The organism is Glaciimonas sp. GG7 (assembly GCF_052976905.1).
On the sequence record NZ_JBRIIQ010000054.1, the window covers coordinates 1 to 11,500 of the forward strand.

The 11,500-nt window shown below is 51.8% G+C and carries 11 protein-coding genes; 5 read left to right on the top strand and 6 right to left on the bottom strand.

The genetic code is table 11. The features are described from left to right. From ACVBEF_RS13245 to ACVBEF_RS13270, 6 genes are all read right to left on the bottom strand, one after another. Positions 1–686, bottom strand: a 686-nt coding sequence (locus tag ACVBEF_RS13245) for a PAS domain S-box protein (RefSeq protein WP_447124415.1), incomplete at its 3' end; no start/stop codon positions are given. Positions 687–1,314: 628 nt separating this feature from the next. Continuing rightward, positions 1,315–2,532: an ABC transporter substrate-binding protein gene (locus ACVBEF_RS13250; protein ID WP_447124416.1), complete on the bottom strand. Its 1,218-nt coding sequence runs from the start codon at positions 2,530–2,532 to the stop codon at positions 1,315–1,317. A 28-nt stretch (positions 2,533–2,560) separates the two neighbouring features. Then, positions 2,561–3,352, bottom strand: a complete 792-nt coding sequence (locus ACVBEF_RS13255) for an SDR family NAD(P)-dependent oxidoreductase (RefSeq protein ID WP_447124417.1) — start codon at positions 3,350–3,352, stop codon at positions 2,561–2,563. After that, positions 3,353–4,522 carry an acyl-CoA dehydrogenase family protein gene (locus tag ACVBEF_RS13260; RefSeq protein WP_447124418.1) on the bottom strand — a complete coding sequence of 390 codons (1,170 nt, stop codon included), beginning with the start codon at positions 4,520–4,522 and terminating at the stop codon, positions 3,353–3,355. It abuts the gene before it with no gap. 45 nt (positions 4,523–4,567) lie between these two features. Then, on the bottom strand, positions 4,568–4,975 hold the full coding sequence (locus ACVBEF_RS13265; protein ID WP_447124419.1) for a DUF6285 domain-containing protein: 408 nt from the start codon (positions 4,973–4,975) through the stop codon (positions 4,568–4,570). Further along, the gene (locus ACVBEF_RS13270; protein WP_447124420.1) at positions 4,968–6,053 is read right to left on the bottom strand and encodes a phosphotransferase family protein; all 1,086 of its coding nucleotides are present in this window, start codon (positions 6,051–6,053) and stop codon (positions 4,968–4,970) included. The genes ACVBEF_RS13265 and ACVBEF_RS13270 overlap by 8 nt, the downstream gene beginning before the upstream one ends. Positions 6,054–6,626: 573 nt before the next feature. Between ACVBEF_RS13270 and ACVBEF_RS13275 the strand changes: the two genes are divergently transcribed. The 5 genes from ACVBEF_RS13275 (at position 6,627) to ACVBEF_RS13295 (ending at position 11,418) form a co-directional block, all read left to right on the top strand. Continuing rightward, positions 6,627–8,468, top strand: a complete 1,842-nt coding sequence (locus ACVBEF_RS13275; protein WP_447124421.1) for a CHASE domain-containing protein — start codon at positions 6,627–6,629, stop codon at positions 8,466–8,468. 33 nt (positions 8,469–8,501) lie between these two features. Next, positions 8,502–9,143 (top strand): response regulator, encoded by a 642-nt coding sequence (locus ACVBEF_RS13280; protein ID WP_447124422.1) that lies wholly within the window; start codon positions 8,502–8,504, stop codon positions 9,141–9,143. A 333-nt stretch (positions 9,144–9,476) separates the two neighbouring features. Next, positions 9,477–10,058, top strand: coding sequence for a phasin family protein (locus tag ACVBEF_RS13285; RefSeq protein ID WP_447124423.1), 582 nt, complete (start codon positions 9,477–9,479; stop codon positions 10,056–10,058). Positions 10,059–10,218: 160 nt separating this feature from the next. Then, positions 10,219–10,959, top strand: coding sequence for an acetoacetyl-CoA reductase (gene phbB / locus ACVBEF_RS13290; RefSeq protein ID WP_447124424.1), 741 nt, complete (start codon positions 10,219–10,221; stop codon positions 10,957–10,959). 120 nt (positions 10,960–11,079) lie between these two features. Further along, positions 11,080–11,418: a hypothetical protein gene (locus ACVBEF_RS13295; RefSeq protein WP_447124425.1), complete on the top strand. Its 339-nt coding sequence runs from the start codon at positions 11,080–11,082 to the stop codon at positions 11,416–11,418. Positions 11,419–11,500 lie beyond the last annotated feature (82 nt).

Consider the following 11,500-nt stretch of genomic DNA (forward strand, 5'->3'; position numbering starts at 1 on the left):
GTCTCCGACTCAGTAGTTCTATGCCGAGTACCACGGACAAGCACGAATCGATCGCTACCGGACTCGATCATCGTGTTGCGCCACCGAATCATTCGAATACCATTTTTGGTATTGATCGGGCGTAACGTTTCGTAGGCTTTTTCTTTTTGGAAAAAACTATTGACGCCAGAGCGCGTGTCTTCTCGCTGTTTTTCATTGACGAAAAGATCCAAGGCATTTTTGCCGACCACGTCCGACTCCAATACGCCGGTCATTTCCTCGCACAATCGATTGAATCGTTTAATTTTTCCTTTACTGTCGATAATTACCACGAGCGAATTGACCTCTGAGACAACTTGCTCGGCAAATGTCAGGCTGCTTTCCAGATCTTTTGCCACGGCATCCGTATCGCCATAGTGCGCTGCCGTGCCGCCCCACAGCCAGGTATCGATTTTTCTACCAACCAGATGGAGCCGAATGGGATAGCCAAAAATGGCAACGGAAATTGCCAGAGTCGAAGTAACACCACTCATTTCGCGCACCTCCATGGCTTGCGCCGGAGAGAGTTCGATGGCAACGGTGACCGTATCTTTTTCGCCAGATAGGTCCAACGCATCGCTATCGCTAGTCAGTTTCCAGCATGGGCTGGTTGTACCGAAGTGCGTATAGAGCTGGGGGTTATCAATGTCTTCTTCAATATTAAGCATCGCTACTCTCTTGTTTCTGGCGTCTGAAAACAGCATTCACCAAATTTCTTGCTACGTAAACTTGCGCTAATAGTACTTTTGATATTACAAACAACCGATTCTTTCGCCCGCACTAAAGCCTCTGTTGAGCGCTACCATTCAAGAGCCATGCGTGAGACTGTACTTTGTTGTGGTCTCAGCTTATGTGGATGAGGCAGGTAAATGGTCTGACGCGGATAACAAAAAAACTCACGCGTAGAGGTAGCTTTGAAGAACAGTGAGTGGGAACTACGAATAAGAATAAGGTGAGGCATGGCGTTTTACATTTGTTCGGCGAGAGTTTCCTCAAAGTAAGAGGCATTTGAGGCTATCACAAAATAAGCAAATAGTATTGAAATATGAGCAATATTAATTATAAATTTTGATGGGATAATGCGCGTCGTTAATGGCTTGACGCAGGATATCTCTTTATTCGTATTATGCAAAATTATATGACATACATTATTCGTATTCATCATATTAAAAATGCCGGATTTGTCAATGGATTTATCAAGCGTATCCGGAAGGGTTGTCATAAGCCACATACGTTAGCGACGTGCAATTGCACGCCGCTAACATACCCCTGTACTGCCTGCAGATCAGGCATTATTTATTTCCAGGCCGCGCATTTCGATTCAGCCTTAGTGGTATACGCCTGATCACCCGGTATCGTTTCCAGCACTTTGTAGTAATCCCACGGATATTTGGACTCAGCCGATGTCTTCACCTGCATCAAAAACATATCGTGCACCATCCGTCCATCCGGACGAACCACACCATTTTTAGCGTACATATCGTTGACGACAGATTTCTTCATCTGCGCCATCACCTTCTCCCCATCATCGGTCCCTATTGCCTTCACAGCATTGAGGTAAAACAGCGCTGCTGAATAATCTGCAGCTTGTAGCGAGGAGGGTTCTTTCTTTTGTTTGTCGAAGTAGCGTTTAGACCATGCACGCGTGTCAGCGTTTTGATCCCAGTACCAGCTATCGGTCAGATACATTCCCTGCGTCAGATTCAGACCGAGCGAGTGTATGTCGTTGATAAACATCAGCAGACCGGCTAGCTTCATGGTTTTGGTCAGGCCGAATTCGTTGGCTGCTTTGATCGAATTGACGGTGTCGCCTCCGGCATTGGCAAGTCCCAGAATTTGCGCTTTGGATGCTTGTGCTTGCAACATGAATGAAGAGAAATCGGAGGCCGATAGCGGATGGCGGACTTCGCCGATGACTGTGCCGCCGCTGGCTTTGACGACGGCGGCGGTGTCTTTTTCTAACGATGCGCCGAAGGCATAATCGGCGGCCAGGAAATACCACGATTTACCGCCTTGCTTGACGATGGCCGAGCCGGTGCCTTTTGCCAGCGCGACTGTGTCGTAGGCATAATGAATCGTGAACGGTGTGCAATCTTCATTGGTCAGACGGGCCGTTCCTGCGCCGACGACGAGGAATGGTTTTTTCTTTTCTGCCGCGACTTTGGCCATTGCCAGACCAGTTGCGGAATTGGTGCCGCCAATGAGCATATCGACGCCTTGCTGGTCAAACCATTCGCGTGCTTTGCCAGCGGCGATGTCGGCTTTGTTTTGATGGTCGGCGACGATGAGTTCGATTTTTTTACCGTTGAGCATGCCGCCGAAATCGGTAATCGCCATGCGTATGGCCTCAACGCCGCCGGGGCCGTCGATATCGGCATACACGCCCGACAAGTCGGTGATGAAGCCGATTTTGACCACATCGCCGGATATTTGGGCGCAAGCCGGATGCATTATTCCAGCCCCGGCCAAGGTCAGAATAGCGGCTGTCAGAATTTTTATTTTGTGTGTTTTCATGTCTTCTCCGTTGGATAAAAAAGTGCTTTTACAAACCGCTACATAAATGCCCGCCATCGACCACGATTTCGGACCCTGTCATATAGCGTCCAGCGTCGGACGCCAGCAATAATAACGCCCCGTCCAGACTGGCATAGTCGCCAAAACTGCGCGAGGGTATGCGTGCCTTGAGTTGCTCCCCGGCGGGGCTGTGCAAAAATTCCTGATTCAAGTCGGTGACGATATAACCCGGTGCAATGGCATTGACGCGAATGGCGTAGCGGGCCAGTTCCAGCGCCATCGAGCGGGTCAGGTGACTAAGGCCTGCTTTGGCCGCGCAGTAAGGCCCCACGCCGCCCGCCACGCGTTCGGCCAGAATCGACGTGACGTTGATGATGCTGCCGCCGTGATTTGCACTGAGCATGCGCTGGGCCGCTTCTTGCGTCATCATCCACGCGCCTTTGAGATTGGTGTCTAAAATCGCATCCCAGTCGGCGTCGTTATATTTCAAGACATTTTTGGTGTCGCTCACACCGGCATTGTTGACCACGATATCGAGCCTGCCGCAGGCGCTCACGGTCGCATCCAGACAGGCCTGGACCGATGCGCGTTGCGTGACGTCAAGCGCAATCGCGTGCGCTTTGCCGCCGTTGCTTTCGATCTCTGCCACCAATGCATGCAGCCGATCAATGCGACGTGCGGTGACAACGACTTGCGCGCCAGCTGCCGCCAGTGTCGTGGCGAAATGGCGGCCAATGCCGCTGGAGGCGCCGGTGACCAATGCTGTGCGGCCACGCAGATCGAACATACTGAGAACAGATTTAATCGGGTGATCGGACATTCAATTCTCCGGTGAGCGGGCCATGATTTTTTTTGCCAGACTCATCCGATGGACTTCGCTCGGACCGTCGTAGATACGGAAGGCGCGCACGTCGCGGAAAATGCGCTCAACGATGGTTTCGCCGGTGACGCCCTGACCGCCAAGAATTTGCACGCAACGGTCCACCACGCGCCAGATGGCTTCACTGCTCACTACCTTGGTCATGCTCGATTCGACATTGCCACGGCCGCCACGATCAAGCACATCAGCGCAATGCCAGATCGCCAGTCGGGTGGTATGCAGGTCCATCTCGTTATCGGCCAGCATGAACCCGACGCCTTGATGATCGCCCAGCGCACGGCCGAAAGACTGGCGTTGGCGCGCATAGTCGCAAGCGATGTCATGCGCCCGCCGTGCTGCGCCCAGCCAGCGCATGCAATGCGTCAGGCGTGCTGGTGCCAGGCGAATTTGGGCATAGCGAAATCCCTTGCCGATTTCGCCCAATACGTCGGCGGCGGGAATGCGTACATTCTCAAAGCGAAGTACCTGATGGCCGCCGTTAAAACAACTATCGAGCGAGTCCATATTGCGCTCGATCATAAAGCCGGGCCGGTTGGTGTCGGTCAAAAACATGGTCGCCGAACCGTCTTCCATTTTGGCCATGATGATCGCAAAACTAGCACCGTCGGCACCGGTAATAAACCATTTTCGGCCGTTGATCAGATAGTCATCGCCATCGCGCACAGCCGTAGTATTGAGCATTTGCGGGTCTGAACCCGCGCCACCATCGGGCTCCGTCATGGCAAAACAGGAGCGAGTATGGCCTTGTACCAACGGAGCCAGCCAGCGCTCTTTTTGCGCCGCCGTTGCGACCGCTTCCATCAGGTGGACGTTGCCTTCGTCAGGCGCGTGGATATTTAAGGCTACCGGTCCCAGCGGGGAATAGCCCGCTTCTTCAAACACAATCGCTTTGGCGACGTGCGACAAGCCGAGGCCGCCCATGTCGGTCGAGGCGTGCGGTGTGACCAAATCGTGCATGCGCGCTTTGGCAATCAATGCTTGCCGTAGCTCCGCGCTGGGGCCGTGCGTGGATTGGCGCGGATCGCGCTCCATGGGGATAATTTCTTCGGCAATGAACTGCCGGGTTTTTTTCTGCAAAGCCAGCAGATCATCGGGAATACTGAAATTCATCGTCATTGTCCTGTTTGGAATGTTAAAAAATAGGTCGTCATGTCGTTATGGCGGGCTGCAAACATCGGCAAGGGCGCGTGGATTGGAGATTTCCAGTTGGCTGCGGGTAATCGCTGTGAGAGCGATGAGCAGTGCATTCTGCTGCTCACCGACGTTATCGAATTGACCGGCACGGATGGCGGCGCTTAATTGACGCCGATGTGCCGCGCATGCTTCGGATGGGGGTGATATTTGCTTGTCCAGTTCCGTGTGGGCTAGCAGTTCTCGTAGCAATGACAGTTCCAGTTGCGCGGTACCGGGGCCAAGGGCCAGATCGCGGCTCGCAATGAGCATCGCGTTGGCAATCATTCTGGCTTCGTAGCGCAGCGCATCCGGCAGGGCGGGGAGTAAGTGTTGTAGCAATGCATCGCGTGCGGTTTTCAGAAGCTCCGGCCCATCTACTTGCTTATGCATTGTGTGCACCTTTCGTCAGTGCCAGGATTTCATATTCCAGCTCGGGCAACATGCGTCCTGTCAGGGCTAGCTCCAATGACGTTTGCTGCCCGGATAAATGGCGATCCGCTTGTTGCAGGGCAATAATAGCCCAACGCAGATGCGCCATGACTTGCCAGTAAGTCAGATCGCTGCGCGTGATTGTGATATCGGACACCGTCGCATAGCCGCGCAGAAAGTCGTCGATTTCACCCACGCCGCCAGCCTCGCGCAGCGGCCCGGCGAAACGCCAGCACCTGGCCGAAAACCAGCCGATATCCTCACGCGGATCACCCCAGCCGGTAAATTCCCAGTCCAGTAAGCCGCTTAAATGACCATCGTGCACCATATAATTTCCGGTACGGTAATCGCGATGAAGCAAACATGGGGCGACTGTGGCAGGACTGTTGCGCTCGCACCAGCGCAGGCCCCATTCCAGTACCGGTGCGTTGATGTTTAATGCGTCCAGATAGCCGCGATAAGCCACCACGCTGGCCTGCGCCGGATTGGCGGCGGGCGGCGGTAAGAACGCTAAATCTGCATTGGGCGGTTTCACAGTGTGCAGGCGCGCCATATTGGCGCCCAGCTCCTCCACCAAGACGGCGCGATCAGGAACCAGGGCCGCATTGCCGGTCAGGCGATGTCCGGCTGCCACGCCGGAGACACATTCCATGATGAAAAAATCGCGTCCAAGGACGGTCCTGTCTTCACAACACCATAAGACTTTGGGCGTGTTGACACCGGCTTGATACGCTACGCGCAAGACCACGAATTCCTGCGCCCGACTCAGACTGACCGGCACGCTCGAGAGTGCATCGGTGCGCAAGACCCAACGCTGCTGGCCCTGATAGGTGCCATCGCTGATCTGTACGATGAGCAACCAGTTTTCTTGAATTGCGCCCCCGGAGAGCCGCTCCATGAGAGTGATCTGGATTTCCTTTGCTGCCGTCACCGTACCAAGATATGCGGTCAACGCATTGCTGGACGCAGTGAGGTCGTCGGCAGCCGCTGTGTTGTTGCTGTTTTTTATATGGCTGTCGGTCATCTTTTTGGCGCTCACTATTTTGCGATGATCGGTAGAACACGCTTTGGTACAGATGGCGTGTAAAGCATGGGGTAAGCATTGTTAAAGATATCCGTAGGACTTACGCAAAATCGCCCCAGTGGCGTTCAAAGTACTGGTATTAAAGGTCTGCCTTGCTGGAATAACTTTGCGTAAGTCCTAATTCGTTATCTTTTGTCGCCACGTATAACGACATTCGCAGTGTTTGTCGGAAAACTGCTGGCATCTGTTAATGGGATTAACAGCATATATCTATAGTTAAATTATGCAACATGGAAATAAACATTTTTTCCCGGATGGTGGCGGGGCATGGCTGAATAGACCAGAACCTGGCGAAAAAAAGCTAGTCACTGCAATCGATGAAGTCCACAAAATGACAGGACCGGCGTCGGCAATAAGGCATCGCCAATTGTTGAATTTTATTTGCATTTTAATCTGACAAATTGGTGCGGAAATGCGTTGCAAAAATGCTATTAATGGGACTAAAAACAGATTAAAAATATTTATCTTTTACATAATCTTTTGTATAGTTTATGATCATTTCTTTTGACTTGATCTGAACGGTACTGCATGCATCGCCCCTGCCAAACCTTTACCTTAAAGTTCTCGGCAACGTGCATATTAACGTTCGGACTGATCGTTTCCTTTACCCTGTTTGTCTGGGTATACCGTCAGGAACAGTATAACGAGCGGGTTGCTTTTGAACGACGCGCACAATTTCGTGTAGCTCTGGTCAGACAGGGAATGACGGATGCGCTTGAGGCGCTACGGGTAGTTAACCAATTATTTGTCACCAATGGTGAGGTGAGCCAAGAGCAGTTTCATTCCTTCACCCAGCCGTTACAGATGCGTTATCCATATATTGAGGCGTTTGGATTCCACCGGCTGGTTTCCCAAGTAGATCGTGCGGCCTTTGAGGGGCGCATGCATACTCGCTCTCCAGGTTTTACTATCGACGATATGGTGGATGGCAAGCGTGTTGCGGCCCCTATAAAGAGCAGTTACCGGATCGTTGAGTTTATTGAGCCGATGGCCGGTAACGAGGCCGTTTTTATACTCGATGCCTCCTCTTTGCCGTATCAGCATGACGCCATTGCGCGTGCCGAAGATACCGGGCTGCCGTCGGCGACGGGCTTGTTTCGATTCTTCCGGCCTGCAGGCGAAAAATCTGGTTTTCACATCATGATGGCGGTGTATAAAAAAGGTGTGCAGCATGATGATGTTGCCTCGCGCCGACTTGCTGTGATGGGCTACACCACGGCAATGCTGCGTGCGGATGACCTCTTTGAGAAAATATTTACATCACCGTCAATAGCGTCCTCCCCTTCCGATAAGGCGAACGCAGGCCTCAACGTGAGCGTGTATGCAGCTTCTTCGGCCGATGACAGCAAGCGCGTGTATGGCCCGGTACAAGAGAACAATTTAGCGTCGGAAGGGGGGGGGCGGGTCTGGTTGCTTGGGCCGCACATAACCCCTTTTTCCAGCAGCATTGATATCGCCGGTACCACTTGGTTCATGCTTATTTCGGCGCAGCCGACGCTATTTATGACAAGTCATACCGGCACGTTACTGTCTCTCATCATGGGGTTGATTGCAACGTTTGCAGCGACTGCTTATTTGCAGTCGAGTACGGTGCGCGCCCAGCGTATTCAACAGTTAATAGGGCAGCGCACAGATGAACTTAAGCGGGTCAATCACCTGTTGATTGACGATATCAAGGCGCGCAAACGGGCAGAAGAGGACTTGCAGGAGTCGCGTTCGACATTGCGCAAACTGGTCGATCATCAGGAAAGTATTAAAGAAGAAGAGCGCAAACGGATTGCCCGTGAAATTCATGACGATCTGGGTGGGGTACTCACCGGTATCAAGGCCAATGTCTCGGTATCGATAGCCCGCGCTGAGCGTGCAGGCCAGAGCGCCGACCCTTTGCTCATCGATGCGGCCGATCAGGTCGATACCGCCATTGAGACGGTGCGCAGGGTGATTTCCGATCTGCGGCCTAGCGTGCTTGATCAGTTAGGCGTGTGGGCGGCGTTGGAATGGCAAGCCGAACAACTCGAGCAGCGTACCGGATTGCGATGCCTGTGCAGCATTAGCGAGAGTGCAGCCATGGTTGATCTTGATTCAGAACGCAGCACGATGTTATTTCGGGTGGTGCAGGAGTCCTTGACCAACGTGGTGCGTCATGCACGCGCCACGCAGGTAAAGATCGGTGTGTTACGTCACAAAAACGCGATCATTGTGGACATCAGGGATGACGGTTGCGGGCTTGATCCACAGCAACTGCTCAAGGGCGAGGCTTGGGGCATCCTCGGCATGCACGAACGTACTCGCCATTTCGGTGGCGAGCTCAAGATAAGCGGTGCAGCAGGGAAGGGAACGGCAGTGCTATTGCGCCTGCCGTTGGAATAGGCGCTGTAAGACTGGTGCCGTTGGGAAAAGATAATGCCGAATAAAACAATCAAAGTATTGCTGGTAGATGACCATGCCGTTGTCCGCAATGGCGTGCGTCTGATGCTTAGCGTGGCGCAGGATATTGTCGTCACAGGAGAGGCTGAAACCGCTGAGGAGGCGGCGCGGCTGGTACGTAAGGAAGAGTTCGATGTGGTGTTGCTCGACATTGCACTGGCCGGTCAAAGCGGGCTCGATCTGCTCAAGCGTTTGCGCATTGAAAGGCCCATGCTGGCGGTGTTGATTCTGTCGATGTACTCGGAAGAAGTGTATGCGGTCAGGGCGCTGAAGCTGGGTGCTGCGGGTTATCTGACCAAAAGCAATTCGGCAGCGACCATGATCGAGGCGGTACGCAAGGCGGCAATGGGGGGTAAGTATCTCAGCCCGACATTGGTGGAGCGGCTGGCCAATATGATTGGTAATGACAGGGTGATTCCGCATGAGTCGCTGTCGGACCGGGAACTGGAGGTGTTAAAACTTCTGGCTTCAGGCGAGAGCCTGGTAAAGATTGCACTAAAACTGCATTTAAGCCCTAAAACGGTGACTACGCACCGTACGCATATTTTGGAAAAAATGGGTATGAGCAGTAATACGGCTTTGGTGCGTTATGCACTTGAAAATGGCTTGCTGGTATAAGGTTTGTTCAACATTGCCCGGCTGCCTGGTTTGATTCTGTTGGGGGCTGTCTTCTCATGAGTGACATGCGCTGGCGGCCTTAATATGGCACTGCTTCGGTGCCGATTTTCTTCAATGCATCGCTATAGTTTCCAAGACATTTCGTCATTCCATTCTGGGATGACAATGTCAGGTTTTACCCTATCAAAGAAACTGCGTTCCCCGATAGTGCCTTTTCCTCTATTTGAGGATACTTAGATCCTCATCACACTTGTCAAACTTCGTAGCGCGTTGATCGCTCGGGGACGCTTTTTGCCATTTTTCAGGCTAGTCAACCATCAAGGAGAAAATCAAATGATGTTCACCAATGAATTTTATGCAGCAGCAGTAAAAGATTTTTTTCAATCCCATGTCGCGCTTACCAAGAATTTAAACAGTCTCACGATGGGATGTGCGGAAGATGTGATTGCTTTAAATATGCGTTCTATCAAAAGTCGGATAGCAGAAACGACCACGTTCACGCAGCAATTGATGTCGGCTAAGGACCAGCCGGAGCGGATGTTGCTCACATCAGAACGCTGGCAAGGACGGATAGAAAACATGCTCTCACTTAGCCGCCAGATGGCTGATGCCGCAGTCACCGCACAAGGGGCGTTTAGCGATGAAGTTCAACGCCACATGGCGGAGGCCAAGCGAGTGTTGGACGGCATCATGGACACTACTGATAGCAATCCACCTGCAGGTATGAAGGGCGCTTTGGGAGTGATGGAGTCGGCCATGAATAACGCTCAAAATGGCGTAGTTCAGTTAAATCAGGTAGCGCGTGAGGCAACGGTGAAGTTGGCCGAAGTGACGCATGCAGTACAGGAAAGCGCTGAAACACAGATTGTTGGTGCGACTAAAAATAAACAGATAGTTACGGTGATAACACGGTGACTTGTATCAATCGGTGACGGCCGTGAATAACAGTCAATACGAACAATAAATACGAATAATAAATACGAATAATCAGTACAAAAAAATACAAAGTAAGAAAAATTCACACACCTAAATAGTCGTGCATTAGTAACGACAAAATTACACGGAGATAGTCAAGATGAAACGCATTGCACTGGTAACTGGCGGTATGGGTGGTTTGGGTGAAGCCGTCTGCATCAAATTAGCAGCCTTGGGCTATCAAGTAGCTACAACGTATTCTCCCGGTAATACCACTGCAGAAGCCTGGATGGCAGCTATGCGGGTAAAAGGTTTTAATTTCTGCGCGTATCAATGCGACGTTGCAGATTATGAGTCAGCCCGAGAGTGCATCAACACCATACAACGGGAATTAGGCGAAGTCGATGTACTGATCAACAACGCAGGTATCACGCGCGACACGACCTTCAAAAAAATGGATAAAACCAATTGGGATTTGGTGATGCGCACGAACCTCGATTCAGTATTCAATATGACCAAGCCGGTATGCGACGGCATGGTTGAACGCGGTTGGGGGCGGATCATTAATATTTCTTCGGTCAACGGACAAAAAGGTGCGTTCGGACAAACCAATTATTCCGCTGCCAAGGCCGGGATGCACGGTTTTACTAAGGCGCTGGCACTGGAAGTGGCGCGCAAGGGTGTGACGGTCAACACCATTTCACCAGGATATATCGGCACCAAAATGGTCATGGCAATTGCGCAAGATGTGCTCGACACCAAAATCATTCCGCAAATTCCGATGGGACGCCTGGGCAAGCCAGAAGAAGTCGCCGGTTTAGTGGCCTATCTGGCGTCCGATGAAGCAGCGTTTCTGACCGGCGCAAATATTGCCATTAATGGTGGCCAGCATATGTCCTAAGACGGTTGACGCTTTACCGCAACCGGCATCACCCCATCTGCGCCAAGTGCGCAGGTGATCTTTTTTAGCATGTTTGTACAACGTCTGAGGCGACTCGGAACAAGCGAATAAAGGAACACTATGGAACGCAGAAGCGAACAGACAGAAGTGACCGAGTTTAGCTATCTCCAGCCAGTCTTATTTGCAGAACTGACCGCACTTCGATCTTGTCATGAGAGCGAGTTTGCATATGGTTTTTGCGACTTTGTGTTGCATCTTGAAAATGATTTTTTTACGCAAGAGCAAATAATGAAAAAGGAGAGCCGGAAATACGTCAGGGCCTATCGCCAGGCATACGCCGAGCTTCTGATGCTGCTGCATCACGCCCAGGCGCGGGTGATTTTGCAAGACCATCATTTAGGCAGAAAAATCATCGATCTCCTACCGCACTGGTTTTTACGTAACCGTCGTCTTGCCTGAGGTCGCAACAACGAGCCTGGGTTTCTGGATTCCATTGGCGTCTCAGACTTGGTATGCAGCATTTTTTATTGGTTTTTCATCA

Excerpts from the sequence above, each read along its gene's own strand:
- ACVBEF_RS13250 (WP_447124416.1), bottom strand. The coding sequence starts at position 2,532 with ATGAAAACACACAAAATAAAAATTCTGACAGCCGCTATTCTGACCTTG.
- ACVBEF_RS13255 (WP_447124417.1), bottom strand. The coding sequence starts at position 3,352 with ATGTCCGATCACCCGATTAAATCTGTTCTCAGTATGTTCGATCTGCGT.
- ACVBEF_RS13260 (WP_447124418.1), bottom strand. The coding sequence starts at position 4,522 with ATGAATTTCAGTATTCCCGATGATCTGCTGGCTTTGCAGAAAAAAACC.
- ACVBEF_RS13265 (WP_447124419.1), bottom strand. The coding sequence starts at position 4,975 with ATGCATAAGCAAGTAGATGGGCCGGAGCTTCTGAAAACCGCACGCGAT.
- ACVBEF_RS13275 (WP_447124421.1), top strand. The coding sequence starts at position 6,627 with ATGCATCGCCCCTGCCAAACCTTTACCTTAAAGTTCTCGGCAACGTGC.
- ACVBEF_RS13280 (WP_447124422.1), top strand. The coding sequence starts at position 8,502 with ATGCCGAATAAAACAATCAAAGTATTGCTGGTAGATGACCATGCCGTT.
- ACVBEF_RS13285 (WP_447124423.1), top strand. The coding sequence starts at position 9,477 with ATGATGTTCACCAATGAATTTTATGCAGCAGCAGTAAAAGATTTTTTT.
- phbB (WP_447124424.1), top strand. The coding sequence starts at position 10,219 with ATGAAACGCATTGCACTGGTAACTGGCGGTATGGGTGGTTTGGGTGAA.
- ACVBEF_RS13295 (WP_447124425.1), top strand. The coding sequence starts at position 11,080 with ATGGAACGCAGAAGCGAACAGACAGAAGTGACCGAGTTTAGCTATCTC.